The 19,049-nt window shown below is 47.6% G+C and carries 20 protein-coding genes, 6 tRNA genes and 1 pseudogene; 14 read left to right on the top strand and 13 right to left on the bottom strand.

Annotated features, from left to right (window positions below; translation table 11 throughout):
- Position 1 precedes the first annotated feature (1 nt).
- Positions 2–310, bottom strand: coding sequence for a transposase (locus tag K7B67_RS15365; protein ID WP_252176770.1), 309 nt, complete (start codon positions 308–310; stop codon positions 2–4).
- A 116-nt stretch (positions 311–426) separates the two neighbouring features.
- Between K7B67_RS15365 and K7B67_RS15360 the strand changes: the two genes are divergently transcribed.
- Positions 427–927 carry a DUF29 domain-containing protein gene (locus K7B67_RS15360; protein WP_252176769.1) on the top strand — a complete coding sequence of 167 codons (501 nt, stop codon included), beginning with the start codon at positions 427–429 and terminating at the stop codon, positions 925–927.
- A gap of 89 nt (positions 928–1,016) precedes the next feature.
- On the opposite strand, the gene K7B67_RS15355 is transcribed toward K7B67_RS15360, so the two are convergent.
- Positions 1,017–1,181: a hypothetical protein gene (locus K7B67_RS15355; RefSeq protein WP_252176768.1), complete on the bottom strand. Its 165-nt coding sequence runs from the start codon at positions 1,179–1,181 to the stop codon at positions 1,017–1,019.
- A 123-nt stretch (positions 1,182–1,304) separates the two neighbouring features.
- On the opposite strand from K7B67_RS15355, the pseudogene K7B67_RS23995 reads away from it, so the two are divergent.
- From K7B67_RS23995 to yaaA, 3 genes and pseudogenes are all read left to right on the top strand, one after another.
- Positions 1,305–1,499 (top strand): annotated as a pseudogene (locus K7B67_RS23995) (Glu/Leu/Phe/Val dehydrogenase dimerization domain-containing protein); the annotation flags it as partial.
- A 346-nt stretch (positions 1,500–1,845) separates the two neighbouring features.
- A complete protein-coding gene (locus K7B67_RS15345) occupies positions 1,846–3,243 on the top strand; it encodes a phosphomannomutase CpsG (RefSeq protein WP_252176767.1) in 1,398 nt (465 codons plus the stop codon).
- 86 nt (positions 3,244–3,329) lie between these two features.
- Positions 3,330–4,103: a peroxide stress protein YaaA gene (gene yaaA / locus K7B67_RS15340; protein ID WP_252176766.1), complete on the top strand. Its 774-nt coding sequence runs from the start codon at positions 3,330–3,332 to the stop codon at positions 4,101–4,103.
- Between the two features lie 14 nt (positions 4,104–4,117).
- Here yaaA and K7B67_RS15335 read toward each other — a convergent pair whose 3' ends face one another.
- The 4 genes from K7B67_RS15335 to K7B67_RS15320 form a co-directional block, all read right to left on the bottom strand.
- Positions 4,118–4,897: a VacJ family lipoprotein gene (locus tag K7B67_RS15335; RefSeq protein ID WP_252176765.1), complete on the bottom strand. Its 780-nt coding sequence runs from the start codon at positions 4,895–4,897 to the stop codon at positions 4,118–4,120.
- Positions 4,890–6,230, bottom strand: coding sequence for a hypothetical protein (locus tag K7B67_RS15330; RefSeq protein ID WP_252176764.1), 1,341 nt, complete (start codon positions 6,228–6,230; stop codon positions 4,890–4,892). Before K7B67_RS15330 ends, K7B67_RS15335 begins: the two co-directional genes overlap by 8 nt.
- Before the next feature lie 72 nt (positions 6,231–6,302).
- On the bottom strand, positions 6,303–7,643 hold the full coding sequence (locus K7B67_RS15325) for a TonB-dependent receptor (RefSeq protein ID WP_252176763.1): 1,341 nt from the start codon (positions 7,641–7,643) through the stop codon (positions 6,303–6,305).
- A 153-nt stretch (positions 7,644–7,796) separates the two neighbouring features.
- Positions 7,797–8,411 carry a trimeric intracellular cation channel family protein gene (locus K7B67_RS15320; protein ID WP_252176762.1) on the bottom strand — a complete coding sequence of 205 codons (615 nt, stop codon included), beginning with the start codon at positions 8,409–8,411 and terminating at the stop codon, positions 7,797–7,799.
- A gap of 237 nt (positions 8,412–8,648) precedes the next feature.
- On the opposite strand from K7B67_RS15320, the gene grxD reads away from it, so the two are divergent.
- Complete coding sequence (grxD, locus tag K7B67_RS15315; protein ID WP_252176761.1) at positions 8,649–8,981, top strand: Grx4 family monothiol glutaredoxin; 333 nt, start codon at positions 8,649–8,651, stop codon at positions 8,979–8,981.
- Between the two features lie 42 nt (positions 8,982–9,023).
- Here grxD and bfr read toward each other — a convergent pair whose 3' ends face one another.
- The gene (gene bfr, locus K7B67_RS15310) at positions 9,024–9,497 is read right to left on the bottom strand and encodes a bacterioferritin (protein ID WP_252176760.1); all 474 of its coding nucleotides are present in this window, start codon (positions 9,495–9,497) and stop codon (positions 9,024–9,026) included.
- A gap of 447 nt (positions 9,498–9,944) precedes the next feature.
- Here bfr and K7B67_RS15305 point away from each other — a divergent pair, with 447 nt between their 5' ends.
- The 5 genes from K7B67_RS15305 to K7B67_RS15285 all read left to right on the top strand — a co-directional run bounded on the left by K7B67_RS15305 (position 9,945) and on the right by K7B67_RS15285 (position 12,852).
- Positions 9,945–10,547: a peroxiredoxin gene (locus K7B67_RS15305; protein WP_252176759.1), complete on the top strand. Its 603-nt coding sequence runs from the start codon at positions 9,945–9,947 to the stop codon at positions 10,545–10,547.
- A gap of 447 nt (positions 10,548–10,994) precedes the next feature.
- Positions 10,995–12,410, top strand: a complete 1,416-nt coding sequence (locus K7B67_RS15300; RefSeq protein ID WP_252176758.1) for a transposase — start codon at positions 10,995–10,997, stop codon at positions 12,408–12,410.
- 141 nt (positions 12,411–12,551) lie between these two features.
- Positions 12,552–12,627, top strand: a tRNA-Asn gene (locus K7B67_RS15295).
- A gap of 67 nt (positions 12,628–12,694) precedes the next feature.
- Positions 12,695–12,770, top strand: a tRNA-Lys gene (locus K7B67_RS15290).
- A gap of 6 nt (positions 12,771–12,776) precedes the next feature.
- Positions 12,777–12,852, top strand: a tRNA-Asn gene (locus tag K7B67_RS15285).
- Between the two features lie 147 nt (positions 12,853–12,999).
- Here the strand turns inward: K7B67_RS15285 and K7B67_RS15280 are convergent.
- Together K7B67_RS15280 and K7B67_RS15275 are read right to left on the bottom strand one after the other, a co-directional pair.
- On the bottom strand, positions 13,000–13,440 hold the full coding sequence (locus tag K7B67_RS15280) for a type II toxin-antitoxin system MqsA family antitoxin (protein WP_252176757.1): 441 nt from the start codon (positions 13,438–13,440) through the stop codon (positions 13,000–13,002).
- Positions 13,441–13,452: 12 nt separating this feature from the next.
- Entirely contained in the window at positions 13,453–13,779 is a 327-nt protein-coding gene (locus tag K7B67_RS15275; RefSeq protein ID WP_252176756.1) for a type II toxin-antitoxin system MqsR family toxin, read from the bottom strand.
- A 268-nt stretch (positions 13,780–14,047) separates the two neighbouring features.
- On the opposite strand from K7B67_RS15275, the gene K7B67_RS15270 reads away from it, so the two are divergent.
- The 3 genes from K7B67_RS15270 (at position 14,048) to K7B67_RS15260 (ending at position 14,338) form a co-directional block, all read left to right on the top strand.
- Positions 14,048–14,123: transfer RNA gene (locus K7B67_RS15270), tRNA-Lys, on the top strand.
- Positions 14,124–14,130: 7 nt separating this feature from the next.
- Positions 14,131–14,206 (top strand) — tRNA-Asn (locus tag K7B67_RS15265).
- Positions 14,207–14,262: 56 nt separating this feature from the next.
- A tRNA-Lys gene (locus tag K7B67_RS15260) sits at positions 14,263–14,338 on the top strand.
- A gap of 63 nt (positions 14,339–14,401) precedes the next feature.
- Here K7B67_RS15260 and K7B67_RS15255 read toward each other — a convergent pair.
- The gene (locus K7B67_RS15255) at positions 14,402–15,721 is read right to left on the bottom strand and encodes an NAD(P)/FAD-dependent oxidoreductase (protein WP_252176755.1); all 1,320 of its coding nucleotides are present in this window, start codon (positions 15,719–15,721) and stop codon (positions 14,402–14,404) included.
- A 16-nt stretch (positions 15,722–15,737) separates the two neighbouring features.
- On the bottom strand, positions 15,738–15,923 hold the full coding sequence (locus tag K7B67_RS15250) for a DUF3094 family protein (RefSeq protein ID WP_252176754.1): 186 nt from the start codon (positions 15,921–15,923) through the stop codon (positions 15,738–15,740).
- Between the two features lie 211 nt (positions 15,924–16,134).
- Between K7B67_RS15250 and K7B67_RS15245 the strand changes: the two genes are divergently transcribed.
- Positions 16,135–16,812 carry an rRNA adenine N-6-methyltransferase family protein gene (locus K7B67_RS15245; protein ID WP_252176753.1) on the top strand — a complete coding sequence of 226 codons (678 nt, stop codon included), beginning with the start codon at positions 16,135–16,137 and terminating at the stop codon, positions 16,810–16,812.
- Here K7B67_RS15245 and K7B67_RS15240 read toward each other — a convergent pair.
- Both K7B67_RS15240 and K7B67_RS15235 read right to left on the bottom strand, forming a co-directional pair.
- A complete protein-coding gene (locus K7B67_RS15240; RefSeq protein ID WP_252176752.1) occupies positions 16,778–17,569 on the bottom strand; it encodes a hypothetical protein in 792 nt (263 codons plus the stop codon). The genes K7B67_RS15245 and K7B67_RS15240 overlap by 35 nt on opposite strands.
- Positions 17,570–17,957: 388 nt before the next feature.
- The gene (locus tag K7B67_RS15235; protein ID WP_252176751.1) at positions 17,958–18,956 is read right to left on the bottom strand and encodes a nucleoid-associated protein; all 999 of its coding nucleotides are present in this window, start codon (positions 18,954–18,956) and stop codon (positions 17,958–17,960) included.
- Positions 18,957–19,049: the final 93 nt, after the last annotated feature.

Genomic DNA, 19,049 nt, shown 5'->3' with positions numbered 1-19,049 from the left:
ATTAATGACGCATACGAAGAATAACACCACCGGGTAACTCCAGCTCGATATGCCAGTCCGGGCTGGCTGGAGGTTCAGTAAGCTCATTTGGGAGTTCGATCCATTCCCGCTCAGAAGTCTGAATGACATTGGCAGAGTCAATGCCAGCATCGCTCTTGAGTTTACGTTTCCAGTTTGTGAAGGTGGCCAGGCTGATGTTTTGAGTTTGGCAAAAAGCTTTCTGGCTCAAGCCGCTGGCCATTTGCTGGTCAATAATCTGCTGCCACTGTTCGGGGGTGAGACGGGTAAAGGGTTTTGTTGGTTGATTCATGCTTTGCATCTCCTGCGTTGTTTGCAGGAGAAAGACTGACAGTCAGGTTGTGATTTTTGAAGATGTCCTCAAATGAGCGCTTACTTTTTAACAGGGTATCCAGTTGAGGTAAAACGATGAAGAGCTTATACGAAACTGACCATCATAAATGGTTGTCTGAGCAAGTGGGTTTACTGGCTAATAAACAGTTTGATGAACTTGATCTTGATAATTTACTTGAGGAATTGAAGTTGGGTATAAATGATAAACTCCGTGAACTAAGAAGGAGGTTAGCTACTTTAATCTGTTATTTACTCAAGTGCGATTATCAAACAACCGTATTAAAAGATTCTTGTAATAATTATTTTATTAAAAAATGGATGGGGACAATAAAAAGAACAAGGCGGGACATTAATGAACTTATTGATGGTAACAGCTCTTTGAAAAATTATATTGAAGATACCATAGTTAAAGCCTATCCAGATGGCAAAGAAGATGCTATTGGTGGAATGAATCAATATTCACACAGTAAAGCGCAGCTTTTAAATGAAAATAGTTTTCCAGATACATGCCCCTGGTCTTACGATCAGATGATGGTCGAAGACTGGTATCCACTAAACGGCCTGCCAGAAAGCTAACCTTTCTGGCGCTGCTCCATTTTCTGTAACCGCTTATCAAGGTTACGCAACCCACCGATAGCCACCATCACCGCATCGCCCACATCCGCCTACCTGCCTTCGCTCATGGACGGTGGCATCGCCTGTGCCATCCCGCCGACGTGCCCCTTTTCAGCACGGCCACCGGACTGACCGGGGTTGCGCTGGTTTTCCAACCCGGCTGCCGAGTTAATCCCCTGTAAGCCTTGACTCTGGGCACTTCTGCCAAGGTTCATCAAACCGCCCCGCTAAGGTATGCAATCAGTCGCTCCCATCCCGGGAGCGTGAATTGAAACAAGGTATAAGTGGTCATAGCGATGTCACTCCCATCCCATCACTCTGGGTACATTGATGCCCGCATTCTTGAAAGAATAACAGAGCCGAACCGGATCATCAGTTTCGGAGTTTGCTGAGAAGACGACGAAGGACATATAAGAGTCAACCGTGGCTACCGGGTTCAATTTAAAAATGCCATCGGACCCTGCAAAGGCGGCTCAGACCTCAACCTCAAGGGCAAAAGAGACCGGGAAGTCATGCGCTTCTGTCAGTCCTTTGCTCTTCTCTTGTCAAGCCTGAATGAGCAACTGAACATAAAAATAATAAGCACGAGAATAACGGTATTAGTTTACCGGATGTTTTCATCTTCTTGTCCACAATCAAGTTAACTGAAACTGATGTGTTACCAGTATCTTCTGTTTTCAGAAGGCATTATTTATAGGACAGCAACAGAGTTTTCGCCAACCATTGATAGGCTCCCGGCTTTGCAGGCTGCCGGAGGGATAGTTGAGTCAAAACCTCTGGGTTAACTACCAAAGACTTGATATAACTACCCGAGTCTCTCCAACACAGCCGGGAGTTTACCGAAATGATCAAACCATCCATCGAAACGGATTTTTATGAATGACCCCCACAAACTGCTTCAAAGCCAATGACATCCGGGGCCGCATCCCGGATGAACTCAATGAAGACATTGCCTGGCGTATCGGTCGCGCTGTCGCAGAATACTTGAAAGCAGACACCGTCGTTATCGGTGGTGACGTGCGCCTTTCGTCCCCTTCCCTGAAAGCGGCACTGAGTCGTGGCCTGAGATCGGGCGGAGTCCATGTTCTGGATATCGGTCTATGCGGCACGGAAGAAATCTATTTCGCAACGTCACACCTGAAAGTGGACGGTGGCATTATGGTGACGGCCAGCCACAATCCCAAAGACTACAATGGTATGAAGCTGGTCAGGGCAGAAAGTAAACCGGTGTCAGGTGATACTGGCTTGCGTGAGATACAAAAGCTGGTCGAAGATACCTTTGTTACTGCACCATTAAACGACGACTCATTGGTAACAGAGCGTTCTTTGCAGGGTCATTACCAAAAAGTCAGCGTTCTTGATGCCTACATTGATCAGATTCTTGGCTACATCAAACCAGCCCAGTTAAAGCCCATGAGGCTGGTGGTTAACGCCGGTAACGGTGTCGCAGGTCCTATTATTGATGCCATTGAAGCCCGTTTTCAATCCGCTTCAATCCCCGTTGAATTTATCAAGGTTTATCATGAGCCTGACGGTCACTTTCCCCATGGCGTTCCTAACCCGTTGCTGCCCGAGTGCCGTCAGGCTACCCGTGATGCGGTTCTTGAGCATCGGGCTGATATGGGAATCGCCTGGGACGGTGATTTTGATCGCTGCTTCCTGTTCGATGAAAAGGGGCAGTTTATTGAGGGGTACTATATCGTAGGTCTTCTGGCGGAAGCTTTCTTGAATGAGGCGCCGGGCGCAAAGATCATTCATGACCCACGACTGAGCTGGAATACCATTGATCAGGTTAGAAGTGCCGGAGGGGAGCCAGTGCTTTGCAAAACCGGTCATGCATTTATCAAAGAGAGAATGCGCAAAGAAGACGCTGTTTATGGCGGGGAAATGAGCGCCCACCATTACTTCCGAGACTTTGCTTACTGTGACTCCGGCATGATTCCCTGGCTATTGGTTGCAGAACTATTGTCTCAGACAGGTCAGAAGCTCTCTTCGATGGTGGCTGCGCGAATAGTTAAGTTCCCTTCTTCCGGGGAGGTCAACAGCATGCTTGATAATCCAGCTCAGGCCATTGAGTCTATTCTGGTGGTGTATGAAAAAGATGCGACTGATATTGATCGTACTGACGGCATCTCCGTCGATATGGGAGAGTGGCGCTTCAATCTCAGAATGTCTAACACCGAACCGTTGGTTCGACTGAATGTCGAAAGCCGGGGAGATCAAGCCCTGATGGAGGAGAAAACAACCGAGCTGTTGAACCTTATTCGATCTTATTAGCTATCAACATCATAGAGAAAAATCACTACCAAACCCCTCCGCTCTCAACTAGGATGGGAGCCATAGTGCTAAGGAAGAAAACCCATATGCTTTTTGTTGTGTCGCCCGCCAAAACCCTGGACTATGACACCACGCCGGTGACTGACACGTTCAGCCAGCCAGAATTTCTGGATCAGTCTCAGAATCTGATTAATCAATTGTGTGAACTCAGCCCGGCAGATATTGGCAGCCTGATGAGTATCAGCGACAAACTGTCGCAGCTGAATGTAGCCCGTTACCAGGCCTGGCAGCAGCCTTTTACCCCGGAAAATGCCAAACAGGCGGTTCTGGCCTTTAAAGGCGATGTTTACACCGGGCTTGATGCTGAAACCATGAATGCCGGGCAGTTTGATTATGCTCAGAAGCACCTGCGTATTCTTTCAGGGCTCTACGGTCTGTTGAAGCCTCTTGACCTGATGCAGGCCTACCGTCTGGAGATGGGCACCAAATTTGCCAATAGCGCAGGTAAGGACCTTTATGCATTCTGGGGCGAACAGATCACGGACAAACTGAACGAAGAAATAGCCACCCAAAAAGACGATATCCTGGTTAACCTGGCTTCCAATGAATACTTCAAGGCCGTTAAACCCAAATGCTTGCAAGGTCAGATTATTACTCCGGTTTTCAAGGACTGGAAAGGCGATAAGTACAAAATCATCAGCTTCTACGCGAAAAAGGCCAGGGGCCTGATGTGTCGTTATGCCATTGATAACAACCTGCAAAAAGTCGATGACCTGAAAGCTTTTGATTACGAGGGCTACCGTTACAACGAAGCCATGTCGACTGACAAGGAATGGGTGTTTATCCGCAAAGAAGCCTGATTTTTGCTCTTCCGCTACTGACCAGCTCCCACTTCCAACGCCCGCTTTCTGGTATACAGAAGGCGGATGATGTCATAGCTGAAGGGCGAGCTGAAATCGTCATAGCTCATGGGCACGGTATAACGATAGTTAATCCCATAGATGGCAAATGGCGCAGGCTCGGAAAAAACCTGTGAAGGCACATCGAGAAAATCAATATAATTTTCTGTCGCCAGATCAACCACCAGACCACTCACATCTCTCAAACTGAATGGGCCAATCACCGGAACCACCAAATAAGGTCCGGGCCCCACGCCATATTTTGCCAGTGTCGTACCAAATTCGTTGCGCTGGTGGGGCAACCCCAGACTCTCGGCAGGATCAAAAAAACCCAACACGCCCAGAGTCGTATTAATGAATAATCGACCGACTGATTTAACGGCTCGTTTACCTTCGAGCTGAAGCAGGTTGTTCATCAGGGTCGGAACTTCTTTCAGATTCTGAAAAAAGTGAGCGACCCCTGTCCGAACAAAAAACGGCGTCACGGTTTCATAAAGCTGTATGATGGGTTCAAGGAAATAGCGATCCAACTCCCGGTTGAAAGCAAACACCTCACGATTAAAGGACTCCAGTGGATCATAAACGTCCATAAACGACAGTGTACTCATATTGTAATGCCAGTCTTCCAATAGCTCATGATCGGAGACCCTGTACTTCAGAGTCTCCATAGGATCCGAATAGGGGATACGCTGATCAGCCAAAACATGGCAAACCGTCAGAGAAAGCAGCAGGAACAGGAATCCGGCTCTAAGCATCAGGAAACCCCTTACCTTTTATAAACCTGAGCATATCCCGTATATTTTGATGGTATTTCATATTGCCCATATGCCCACCGGCAGGATAAATTTTTATCCGACCGCCAAAGGTATCGTAAAGAAAGTCGAGCCCTTTCTTATCAATAATAAAGTCATCCACATTGTGCATCACGCCCACATGCCGGGCAGTCTTCAGCCAGGACTCAAGGTGGGGCAAACCGCTTTGCTCAAAGATAAGAGCACGTTGCATTGAATGGGCTTCTTGCTGATCAGGGTGTCCCTTCTGCTGTTGGGCATAGGGTACTAACATCTTATCCATATAGCATTCAAAGCTGCAGAACATGGCTCGTTTAAGGTAAGGGGTTCGGCTATCGCTTCGGGTTAGTTTAAAGCCCCTGGGAATCAGGTTGCCGTCCCAGGTCATAGCACTGGCAGTGAAATACAGGGACGCGACCACCAGCCTGAAATCAACACCGATCAGCAGTGCCAGTTCTTCCCTGCTCATGTCAAAAGCGCTTTTCCCTACCTGAGCCATTAGGGATTCATCCAGGTCAATGCTTTTATGAGTGCGTAAATAAGCAGCCAGCTTGTCAAAGAAGTGATTAAACAGTGTGGTTGCATTATCAACGCCCTGCACATCCACCAGTAGCAGGCGATCAAGACTGTCCATGGTGCGCCGCAGGTCAACCGGAGGATTGACCAACAGTACACGATTAAAGCCAAACACCTTCTGTTCGCTATCCAGCCGGGCAACAAACGCTGCCTCGAGAGCGCCAAGGCTGTAACCCGTCAGATACCAGCCATTAATCTCTATTTTTTTAAAGGTGCGTACCCGCCGGACAGACGCTTTCATTAGACGATAGAGGTCTTCTGAATCCTGTTGAGTGAGACCGGGTCGATGATTTCGGGAGCTGGAAACAACAAAATCGTAGCTGGCAGGCGATGAGATCTGAATAACATGAAAGCCCGCCTGGTAATAAACCTTTTTCAGAAACTCGACCTTGCTGGTATCGAAACGACCGCCGGTGCCGGCAATGATAAATATCAGCGGAGCAGGCTTTTCCTGCCAGGCCAGTTTGAAACGGGGTTTGATTACATTCCAGAAAATATCCGGGGCACCTTTAACCGTTTTATCAGGCAGTCCTAAAATGGCCTCGCGAATTGTATTGTGACTCAGCTTCACCTGTTGCTCGGGTGGGGTGCCTACGACGGTTGCCAGAAAGGGGTCTTTAATGGGGTAGTCATAGGCCCATAAACAGCCACAAGGCCACAGGGTGATTGGATAGAGAAGAAACAAAAGCTTCTTCAGGAGAAAGACCCGAGCTGTTTTCATTGAAAAATTCTCTGGGTTCATTCAGTAAACCAGAACCCTGCCTGACGAGGCAGGGCTTCAGGCTCAAAAAGTCTAGAAAATATAATTCAACTGTGCAGCCAGGATATGGGAGCTGTTGTTATATTCTCCCGTCAGTACCCCATAATCCGTTATCACACCGCCTTGATTGGGCGGTGTATAGTGTTTGTTTTCATCAATTTTGCCTTTTTTCAAATTAACGTAAGCATAGGAAACATCAATGGAGAAACTGGGATCAGGCTTCCAGTTGGCTCCGAAGGTAAACCAGTCGCGATCCGAATCCGGTGTGCGGGCAGTGCGATTTTCATCATCTACAGGCGATTGATCGAACATATAGCCTATCCTCAGCTTCCACTCTGGTACCACCTGCCAGGATGCACCTAAGCTCCACGCCCAGACATCTTTCCAGTTGATGGGTACATAGCTGGACAAGGTAGGGGCATCTGCTTCTACATAAAATTCTTTGAATCGGCTCCAACGGGTCCAGGTGGCGTCCGCCATCAACGTCCATTGATCATTGAGCTGGTGGGTCAGGCTCAGGGTTGCTTTCTCTGGCATGGTGATATCAAGTTTTCCTTTTGATTTTAAATGAACTGGCTCCTTAGTCACGGGATAAATACCATCAACCTTTACATCGCCATCGAGTTTAAAGTCAAGTTGTGAGAAATAGGCCAACCCCAAATTAGTGCTCTCATTCACTCTCCAGAGTGTTCCAATTGTCCACCCCAGAGTTTTAGCATCACCATCAATCTTCGCTTCTGCAGCAGGGTAATTGGGAGCCATGAAATTAGTGAGATCCGTTTTTTGGGTTAACTCTCCTTTTACATAGGAGCCAATCAAACCAAACGCAATAGAAAGGTCTTCCTGAAATTTATAGGAAACGGTTCCTTGCAGGTTGATGGTTTTAACGCTGGTTTTCTTGGCAAAGTAACGACCCGCCCAATCTTCGTCATAATCCAGCTGAATACCATCAGGAGAGTAGCCACTGAGCCCCAAGCTGATTTGCTCGTTCAGTGGGAAAACAAAATGCCCAAAAGGCACCCAGGTTTGTGATTGGAAATCTTTTGTCTTGCCTTCGGCAACCACCGTTTCTGAAGGACCTAACAAATTAGGTGCAGTATGTTTGCCCTCAAACTCCCCACCCTTAAAAATAACCGCAGACCCCACAGAAATCTGAGTACCTTCAACGTAAGCTATCCCCGCCGGATTATTAGCCGCGATGGAAGCATCCTGCGGATTAGAAGCCTTGCCGGCAAACGCCGTACCCAGGTAGCTCGCCGAGTTTTCATGAACACCGTAACCCGCAGAGTGAGCAGTACCGGCATGGAAAGAAACTGCCATAGCAGCAAATAAAGGTGACAGAACAGCCACCCTCTGTCGTAAACACGAAACCATTTTCAAACCTCATTGTGTGTGTTGGTTTGAAAGGTATAGACGCAGAAACGCTTTCGTGCTTTGTTTTTACAACTATAAACGACAATCAGTGAGCAATTGTTATTAAAAACATAAAGGCTCTGATCAAATAGCTATATCAGAGCCCTCTTCAGGTCAGCGGGCGATGGGAGGCAGGTGAAAACGGGGGAGTGATAATTTCTTATAAAGAGCCAACAGTCTGAGCAACAAAACCAGACCTGCAGAAAGCAGTGTTGCCTCATTGATACCAATATGGGGCTTTAATACAACAAAGAGCGCTCCACCCGCCATGGCGGCAAAGGCATACACTTCTTTTTTCAGCACCAGCGGCACTTCACCGGAAAGCAGATCGCGAATAGCACCACCACCACAGCCGGTGAGTACGCCCATCATAACCGCGACAATGGCTGAAGCGCCAAAATCCAGCGCTTTGGTGACACCAATCACAGTAAATACCGCCAGCCCCAGTGCATCAGAAAGCAACATCAGATGATGGGTTTTCTCGTGCCAGCGTCTGATCAAAATCGCCAACAGGGTGGAGGCAAGAATGACCAGAACATAATCATGATTCTGCACCCAGAAAACCGGCGTTGCCCCTAACAGGACATCGCGAATGGTGCCACCGCCCACGGCAGTGACAAACGCCAGAACCAACGCCCCAAAAATATCCATATCCTTGCGGCAGGCCAGCCAGGCTCCGCTGATGGCAAAGACGGCGGTGCCAAACAAATCCAATAGGTAAAGCAGCATGAAAGAGAGAATGAATCCTGTTAATGAATACCCGAATTATACGTTTTGTTATTTCTGTCACCTATCAGGATGCCTACTTACATTGCCAATGGCAAATGGCCTCAGGCTCAGGGGTAATATCTGTCCAGACTTCGGTATAACCAATGGTGTTAGTAAGGTATTTTCTTTAGAATGCGGTGCCAGTGCCAACAGCTTGTTTTAAGCCGTTGATTCCATTTTCGGTAATGAGGTGATTTCATGGATATCATGGATCAAATTAAAGAGCAGATTGAAACCCATGACATTCTGCTCTACATGAAAGGTTCTCCCAAGCTGCCTCAGTGTGGATTTTCCTCCAAAGCGGTGCAGGTTCTGATGGCCTGTGGCGAGCAGTTCGCCTACGTAGATATTCTGGCGAACCCGGACATTCGTGCCAACCTGCCAAAATACGCCAACTGGCCAACCTTCCCGCAGCTGTGGATCAAGGGGGAGCTGGTGGGTGGCAGCGACATTCTGATTGAAATGTATAACAGCGGTGACCTTCAGAAGATGGTCAAGGCCGCTGCCAACAAAGAGCAAGAAGCTGAATAGTTTTGGTCTTCTTCAGGGTAGAGAGGATCTGATCCTCCCTACCTAATCCTCCTCACTTTGAGAGAGTATGTAATTTTCCATTCCCATGGTTTTGATGCGGTTCAGATGGATTTCCAGAGTGTCCATGTGCTCTTCTTCTGCCGCCAGAATTTTTTCCAGTAACTGGCGCGAGCCGTAATCAGCCGCCTTTTCACAGACTTCAATGGCCTCCTTTAAAGGTGGAATAGCTATCAGTTCCTGTTGCAGGTCAGCTTCCAGGATGGCTTTAACATCCTTAGCCAGGATCGGCTTTTGCATGTATTTAAAGTCGGGCATACCCTCCAGAAAAAGAATGCGCTCGATCAGCCAGTCGGCGTGCCACATTTCATCAATGGATTCCTTGTATATAAACTGACCGAGTTTGTTGACCCCCCAGTTCTTCAGCATTCGTGCGTGCAGAAAATACTGATTAATGGCAGTCAGCTCGTTCATCAGTACTTGATTCAGGTGATCCAGGACAATTTTTTCGCCTTGCATAACAGAGGCTCCATACACTTATGAAGTTAAGAAAGTGTGTTACTTCAATCACTGTGAAGTGCCTGTCTCTAAAAACTATCTCTAAAAACTATCTCTAAAAACTACAGGCACTCGAAGTATGGAACCTAACTGCTTTCTGTCAAAGATAACTTGTTGAAAAATAATGAGAATATGTCTTATTAGCGTTATTGATTGGAGCCAGTGCTGGATCTCTTGTCTGTAGGCTGTGCCTCCTGCCGTCTGTAGCAAGCGGCACTTAAATTAATGGATTGCTGAAAAGTGATAGGTTTTATCTATCAGTTGAAAGAGAAAATTCATAGATATTTATGCTGGGGTTGATAGGCGAAGGCCGTTGTCAGGTGTATCATAATGTCGCTTCAATAATTGCGATCACTGCAATAGTTGCATGATCGCAGCGATACATACTAAACCTTGGAGATTAAATTCATGGGCGTACTGGTTGGCAAGAAAGCTCCTGACTTTACTGTTCCTGCCGTCCTGGGCAATGGCGAGATTGTTGAAGAGTTTACCCTGTCCGAAGCGATTCGTGGCAAGTACGGTATTCTGTTCTTCTATCCGCTGGACTTCACTTTCGTTTGTCCTTCTGAGTTGATCGCTCTGGATCACCGCATCGATGCGTTTAAAGAGCGCAACGTTGAAGTGATTGGTGTTTCCATCGACTCTCACTTCTCTCACAACGCATGGCGTAACACACCGGTCAGTGAAGGCGGCATCGGTCCTGTCAAGTACACTCTGGCAGCTGATATGGCTCACGATATTTGTAAAGCCTACGATGTTGAGTCTGAAGGTGGTGTTGCTTTCCGTGGTGCTTTCCTGATCGATAAGGATGGAGTCGTTCGCTCCCAGATCGTTAATGATCTGCCCCTGGGTCGTAACATGGATGAGCTGGTTCGTCTGGTTGACGCTCTGCAATTCCACGAAGAGCATGGCGAAGTTTGCCCGGCTGGCTGGAGCAAGGGCGACAAAGGTATGGATGCATCCCCTGCGGGTGTTGCCAAGTACCTGTCTGAGAGTGCTGAAGGCCTGTAATCACAGGCTTCATCATTCGATGATTGAAAAGGCTGCCTTCGGGTGGCTTTTTCTGTTTTTGATCGAAATGCTGGCGCAAACCCGTTCCTTCAGGGGCGGGTCTAGCCAGCGCAAGGCGTTAGCCTTGCTGTGACAGTCGCTTAGAAGTTTTAACAGACTTTTCTGAAGGCGGTGTTCTCTGGCTTTCTTCAGAAGTGTTTCCCCCATAACATCGGCTTTATGCGCTCCCAGTATTCACGCCTTAATGTATAAGACGACTTTCCCTTTGGCTTGCCTACCATTTCCCTGCTGAACTCGTTTGTACGGTATTTAGTAACAAATACTAGATGTACGTTATTCCTAAATACACATGATCTACACGATCTCCATTCGTACATACAAACCTCATATTTGACAGATATTTCTAGCCAGACTAGCATGAAGCCATTCAATTCAACAGGTTATGTAATGCTTCAAGGTATCCGACTCAAAGCCAATCCAACAGATCAGCAAAAGTTGGTTCTGTCTCAGTGGATGGGCTGCGCTCGGTTTATCTGGAATGCAAAATGTGATGAACATCGCTATTACAGCACTTACGCAAAAAAATACTGCCCCATAGGTACGTATGCCCCTATTGACACAAAGGCAGCCCAATTCAAAAGCGAAGAGTTATCACCCTGGTTATCCGATTGTCCCAGTCAGATAATCAGAAACTCGGCTACCAACTGGTATAAGACCTACCGGAAGTACATGAATGGCTTGTGCGGTAAACCAAAGAAAAAAGCCAAGACAGACAAGGGTAGCATTTACCTCACCAATGAAGTGTTCCGGTTCGATATCTGTGAAGATGGTGTAACCCGTCTTTTCATTGGTACAAAGACTAATAATATTGGTTATTTGTCGTTTAAAACTCACCGTCCATTCAGCGAACCAAAATCCATTTATATTAGAAAAGAGGCTGGTCAGTACTCCGTTTCTTTCTGCTATGACGATGGATCAGAAGAGCCAGCAACAGAAAAAGAGCATTTGGAATACCTTAAAGGTGCTTCCAAAGAGTGGCTGGAAGAGCATGTTATCGGTGTGGATCGAGGTGTTGCTATACCTGTTCATACTGGCGTTAAGCCTTACGACTTTACAGAAAACCAGATAAAGAGCATGGATAAGCGCCAGCGATACCTAAAGAGGTTTCAGCGCCGTTTGTCTCGCCAAACCAAAGGCTCTAACCGTCGTCAGAAAACAAAGAGCAGGATTAGCAGGCAGCACAAGAAAGTAGCCAACATTCGGCAAGACTTCTGCCACCAAACCAGCAGGAAAATGGTCGATAGCAAGGCCAGGGTCATTGTTTTCGAGGATCTGAAAACCTCAAAAATGACTCGCAGGCCAAAGCCAAAAAAAGATCAAAACGGGAAGTTCATCTCCAACAAGGCGAAACAAAAAGCCGGACTGAATAAGGCCATTCTCAACGTAGGATGGCACAAGCTGGAAACCTACACCCGATATAAAGCAGCAAGAGCAGGCAAAGCAGTCTTCAAAGTGCCTGCACCCTTTACGAGTCAAGAGTGTGCTGATTGCGGTCACACTCACCCCGACAACCGCAAGACACAAGAACGGTTTCTTTGCGGTCAATGTGGACACTTTGACAACGCTGACAGAAACGCCAGCATCGTAATCAAGAAACGAGCAATTAAGTTTTTCATGGACTCTGGAACGGAGTTGGTTGGCAAAGGAATTCCTGTGCTGACTAAAGGACGTGGAGCGAACCGTAAGCCGGGAAAGGGCAAGCCCTCTTCCGCAGCTCGCAGTGAAACGTCAAAAAAGAAAAGAACGGTAACTACTCCGGTAGCTTGCTTAGTATTGGAAGCTCGCCCCTTTAGGGGCGAGTAGTTCACATACCGAAGAGTTATTTCTGTTGCTTTTTTTCAGAAATTTTTTGAACAAAGCAGGGGAGAAGGACTTGACTCAGCCAGAAATCTCATTAATATTCGCTGCCGTCAGGTGATGATGTAAAGCATCTCTGGCAACGATTCCCCGATAGCTCAGTTGGTAGAGCAAATGACTGTTAATCATTGGGTCGCTGGTTCGAGTCCAGCTCGGGGAGCCAATTCTTTCTAATCACATTTGATTGAAGAATTGAAGGTTTATCAGGCTGCGTGTCTAATAAACGGCTTGGGTCGTTAGCTCAGTTGGTAGAGCAGTTGGCTTTTAACCAATTGGTCGTAGGTTCGAATCCTACACGACCCACCACTTTCTTCCCCGATAGCTCAGTTGGTAGAGCAAATGACTGTTAATCATTGGGTCGCTGGTTCGAGTCCAGCTCGGGGAGCCATATTTTTCTACTATGAACCGCTGTTGAGTCGATAATAACAGTAGCGTTGTAGTGAATCATCCCATCTTAATCTCCTATCAAAGCAAGCATAACCTAATTCAAAGAGTTCTGTGATTGAGACAGGTGAGTTGCCTGAGGCTGTAAAAATCAACCAGAAATCTGCGTGAAATCCTGAGAAGGTTGCGTTGCAAAGGAGTCGGTCACCTGTTTCACATCTTCGGGATGCCTGGCAAGTAGTCTTAGTGCAATCGAAACGGCTCTGGGCGCAGCCGTAATGCCTTGTTCGTAGCGACTAAATGCATTAGGTCCACCACCCAGTAATAGACCTAACTCTTTTTGGGTCATATTCAACAGTTTTCTAATTCGCTTTATCTGTGAAGGGCCCAAAATGCCGTCCACATTTGCGTGAAACTCCATGAGATTCGCTCTGGTGGCCTTTAAATCCTCCGGCTCAAGCAAAACCTCACCGCATGAATCGCAATAAACACCTGGCTGATCAAGCGTGATTGAATGGCCTTTGTACGAGTACTCCATGGGCCTGATTTCTCTGCAGGCTTGCTCGCCACAGAGTTCACATTGAACGCTCATATTTACCTCCATTTACTTCTCTTTGAATGAGATCAGCATAAAAAACTGACCGTTTTTTGCTCTCTGAAACTTGATGTACAACTCAACACCAGCAAAACAGCTCTTATAGACATCTTGCCAATGTTTAAAGCTTTCAGTTAATGGAACCATGCTTTTGTAGAAGTCAGATTCTTTCAGCGCCTGTATTGCCGCTATAACATCGTAGTCACTGAAGCCAATGCTAACTGCACCCTGTCTGGCTGAAAATGTCATTCTCAACCCTTTTTGAGAGTTGAACTGTTTTTTAATTTCTGCCAATGGATACGTAGGCTTTGTGCGGCTATTCAGTGTTTTTTTCATACAGCAAAATTAACCTTTGAGGTTATTTTAGGGGTTCCAGATTATTTCAGCAAGTTTCATGTTGATTCATGCTATTTGATTTTACTGGAGCAACCACGTTCTTGTGCGGTATTTACTAATAAAAAAGCCTTTTTAGAAGGCTTTACAAGGGTAGGGGGGATGGGTACTATTAGCGCCGCTCTGGTTCGCAGCGAGTTGTGAACGGGGAGCTACTTCAAACTCTTAAACAAGAGTTTACTTTCCGAATTGCGTATTCAGAAGGTACCGTGGGTCGTTAGCTCAGTTGGTAGAGCAGTTGGCTTTTAACCAATTGGTCGTAGGTTCGAATCCTACACGACCCACCATATTTATTCCCTGATAGCTCAGTTGGTAGAGCAAATGACTGTTAATCATTGGGTCGCTGGTTCGAGTCCAGCTCAGGGAGCCACTTTAAACGCTTAAACAAGAGTTTACTTTCTGGATTGCGTATTCAGAAGGCACCGTGGGTCGTTAGCTCAGTTGGTAGAGCAGTTGGCTTTTAACCAATTGGTCGTAGGTTCGAATCCTACACGACCCACCACATCAACAACAAAAAGCCAGTTCATTGAACTGGCTTTTTGTTGTTCTGCATTCTGAAAATGCATTAATGCAACTTTAAATGGGGACGCGTTGTTTTCCCGATAAAGTCTTTCAGAATCAGCGCCCCGGTCCTGAATCGACCAAACAGCGCCACCTGATGCATTCGGTAAAGGCTGATGTAAAACATCTTGGCCATCATCCCTTCCACCATCATATCGCCACCCGTGATAGCTCCCATTAAGTTACCAACGGCACTGGAGCGACTCAGAGAGATCAGAGAGCCGTAATCCTTATAGGTAAAGGGTAAAGGAGCCTGGCCTTCCAGAAGTCTTCCCGTCAGGCTCCTGGCGAGTAATTCAGCTTGTTGGTGAGCGGCCTGAGCCCTGGGCGGGATGGTGATCGACTCGCCGTTACTGCCCAGCAGCGTACAGCTGGCGCAGTCACCCAGCGCGTAGATGTGATCATCCAGAGTCGATTGCAGGGTGGGTCTGACCAGCAGCTGGTTAATTCGGTTGGTTTCAAGGCCGGCAATATCTTTCAGAAACGCCGGGGCTTTGATGCCTGCTGCCCAGATGCTGAGATCAGAGTCGATAAAGTCACCGCTTTTGGTGTTTAAGCCTTTGTCCGTGATTTCGCTCACCAGCTGGTGGGTCTGTACAACCACCCCCATTTTTTGCAGTTGTTTGTGAACACTGTTGCTGATACGAGCGGGCAGGGCAGGAAGTATTCGGTCGCTGCCTTCTATGAGGGTGATCTTGACTTTATTGGGTTGAATCGCATCCAGACCATATCGGGCCAGCTCTATCGCTGCATGATGAAGCTCTGCCGCCAGTTCAACCCCTGTTGCTCCGGCACCGATAATGGCGATGTTTAGCTCAGGCGATTTCTCGTCAGAAGCCTGGGCGTGAAGGTAATGGTTCAGAAGCGTGGTGTGAACTCTTTCCGCTTGTTCCCGGTTGTCCAGAAACAGGCAGTGATCCACGGCACCCGGAGTATTAAAGTCGTTAGCGGTGCTGCCTAGACAGATCACCAGGTCATCGTACTCCAGGCTGCGCTCGGGAACGACTTCAGCTCCGGTTTCGTCGTTAATGGGGGCAAGGGTAATGGTTTTATTATCCCGATCCAAACCGGACATTCTGCCGGGCAGAAAGTGAAAATGATTCCACTTGGCCTGAGCCAGGTAACTTAGCTCATCTTCAAAGGCATTCAGGGTGCCGGCGGCCACTTCGTGTAACAGAGGTTTCCAGAAATGTGTATTTCGAGCATCCACCAGGGTAATCCGGGCTTTCTTCTTTTTGCCCAGTTTCTTTCCCAGTCTGGTGGCTAACCCGAGTCCTCCGGCACCTCCTCCGACAATCACTATTTTATGGAGCTGATCAGTCACATTATTCTCTCTATTTTTATCCCAAAATAAGGACGCCTATCAGGCGGCTGATTACGCCGAGCATGACAATGACCACGGCCAGCCAGAACATCAGCTTTAAAGGTCTGAAACGGTTGCGCTCAGTAGCATTGGTTCCAGTACTGATAAAACGGTCAACGTTGGCCTGGTCTTCAGGGCGCAGACGGGTTTGGGTTCTTTCCATTTGCTACTCCGTATTCTCGGTGAGCCCCCTTGAGTATGCTATTTAAGCAGCCAATCTGCCAATAGACAGTCTGAATTTGGCAGAGAAATAGCCAAAATGATCTAAACAATCGTACCAATTAATCCTTCGATCCCGGTTGACTGAACTCAGGCACTCAATCAATCTAGTCCAATAATGTGAAAACCGGGCACTGCGAGTGAAACTGTTTTTATTGGCGTTAAAAGTTCAATATTTCGAGTGGGTCGAACTGTTCAGGGTATTTCGTCGTTACTCATCTCATCGCACATTTCTTAAAGCCTTTCTGGAGTTGAAGCTCCGCTATCTGCTGGACAACCCGTTCCGGGTCAGTAAGCGTTTTCTGATTAAAAAACAGTCAGATGACTTGTATCTCTACGGTGAAACGCCTTTAACCGTGATGGCTGAAATCTGTGAAACGTCTGAAATAACGTCCGGGGATCATGTTTTTGAACTGGGGGCAGGCAGTGGTTTTACTTCGCTCTGGATGGCGGCTTTTGCGGGTGTCAGGGTGACATCAATCGAACAGATTCCCACGTTTTGCCAGAGACTCCGGCGTGTCAGTCAGAGATTGCAACTGGATAAGCTCAACGTCATTGAAGGGGATTATCTGGAGGTGGATCTTTCGGAGGCGACTGTTATTTATCTCTATGCATCCAATCTGGATGATCTCACTATTCGTTGCCTGACGCTCAGAATGTTGGCTCTGAAACCCGGGAGCAGAGTGATTTCCGTCAGCTATCCTCTTCAGGAGTATTGCCCTGTACCGGGTATTTTTGAGCAGCAGGAGTCGTTTCCTGTTAGCTTTCCCTGGGGAGAAGCGGATGTCTTTTTGCAGGTCAGAACATCTTATGTGCAGAAGTCATCTGTCTGACAATGGCACTGCCATAGCGAGCTACCAATTCAGGAATCGTTTTTTCTGGAAATTGCTCTAAGCCCATCTTGATGAAGTTCCAGGTCACCTGAGCCTGTTGGATCGGTTTGGCAGCATGGGCGTGGCCGCTGTATTGTTTACCCAGTTTTAACAGCTTCTGTTCGAAATGTTGAGTCAGTGTTTGCAGTTGCAGCCGACCGGACGCGCTTTTGTCTTTTTTTAATTCTGAAAGAGTCAGGCTGAGGTATTGGCGAGACAGGCGTTCCATAAGTAATGCCTGTTCCAGAAAGCTGAGCTTTTTATTTTTAAGCGGGTTTTGGTTCAGAATTTTTTGTCTCAGCAGCAGTAGCTGTCTGTCCATCTTGGCCAGCGCCAACAGCAGTGTGTTGGCTGCCGGGGGGGCAGAGTGAGCGGGCAGGTCTGCCATCCAGGCGGCGTGTCGGCTGATAATAGGCCACAGCGCCAGAGTTGATAAGAGCAACTTTGAGGTTTCCTGATCGCTGGACTGTTCTGGCAGGGCCGGGATGCTTTGGTTCAGAAGAGTCAGGTTGTCCTGAAGGTTCTCCCTGGCGTCCTTATTGAGAAAATCAATCTGGAGCAGGTGAATATTGACGATCAGCTGGTTCAGCAATAACTCCTGCTCCAGAAGATGCTCAGGCGTTAATGGGGTGTTTTTAACAGACGGCTCTGAGGCTACAGTCTGGTGCATAAAAGTCAGGAGAAAAAGCAGTGCAGCCAGTAAATGAGCTTTAGACATGGCGGGGTCCGGAAACAGTGAAATCATCCCTTATTTATCGGATGCTCCGGCTATCACTTGATCGTGAAAACCCCGAAATAGTTTATTGATGTTGGCAGCCCTCAACAAAATGGTGAACAACCTCTGGATAGTACGTCGCTTCAATGAGTTTGATGTGAACAATCTACGTTCATCCTGAGCGGAGTCGAAGGATGTGGACTCCGAAGCAACAATGAAGACCGTGCCAACCACCCTTCGACTCCGCTCAGGGTGAACGGAGTTTGGGTGCCATCGATATAGGGAACCCGTCAATTACATTGAAACCGTGTACTAGTTCAATTAAAACAGCTCCACTAAAGTAGTTCTACCAAAGCAGGTGAGGGCATGCAAACACTGCCTGATTTAAACGTCAGTTGTTGCTTTCCAGTTGCTCCTTGAGTTTGGCAGGAACTTCCTTGATCACCAGCTGGTTCAGGTCTTTGTTGTACACTACCTGAGTGCCGAGCAGCTCGGCATCAAAAGCAATATTAAGTCCCTTGCTGCGACCCGTGTACTTAACCAGTTTGGTCAGAGTGCGTTTTTCTGGTGCCATGGGCTGACTCATGTCGTAGTCCCGGGTGTTGACGAAGCGGGCAAAATCATCGGAGCCCGCTTCACTCAGGTAGCCGGTCAGTTCATCCAGAGTCAGGGCGTCTCCTTCGTCTATTTTGGTCTGGCAAAAGTCATAGACCTGTCGGCTGACTTCCCTGTGATTTTCCAGCGAAGGTGCTTCCCTGGCGTACTCTTTTACAGCGCTGACCAGCGTGTCAGCCTCTTCCTTGCTATTACTGGTTTCATTGCAGCCCAGGGCTTCCTGAAACACATCGCTCAGTCGACGGCCACCACGGGGTCGCAGGAAAGAGAGGTAGCGACCGCTGTTTTCGTTGCCCTGCCATTCGGTAATATTAATGCGGCAGGCCAGCGGCATTCTGGCCGTATCAAGATAAGCGACATCCTGAATAGAAAGATCATCGGCCACGGTTACGCTGACATTGCTGGTCAGCATACAAAGCATGAAGTAGCGGGTCAGGCCCTGCTGGTAATCAGCAAACAGCAGGTAGCCTCCCCCCAGTGCTCCCGCCTGACCGAGCTGTTCTAAAAGCCGGTTCAGAGTGTTCCGGGTCAGGGCCGTAAAGTCCATTTTTTCTTCCAGGTAATCACCCAGTTCGGCTGGGAAAGGACTTTCGGCATCGGGGTTGAACTGACCGTACTGTTTGTCTTGTTTCTTGTTGTAGGTTTGCAGCAGGTCATCCAGCATGGCTTCCAGGGCTGGAGTGGGGGGCAGGCTATGACCCGCAGGAATAGCGGTCAGGGAATCGCTGCCGGGAGCTTGTTTGAGCTGGTGGACAATGATTTGTTGAATGGCCATAAATTAATAGTCTTGAAAGCAATAGTGGTTGTCTAACCCGAATATTTAATACGTAAAAGCAGGTTTCGTCCAATCACTTTGTTAATGATGACA

Source organism: Endozoicomonas sp. 4G (genome assembly GCF_023822025.1).
Lineage (GTDB): Bacteria > Pseudomonadota > Gammaproteobacteria > Pseudomonadales > Endozoicomonadaceae > Endozoicomonas_A.
Note: the sequence above shows the minus strand (reverse complement) of the source record. Positions and strands in the feature narration are given on the sequence as shown.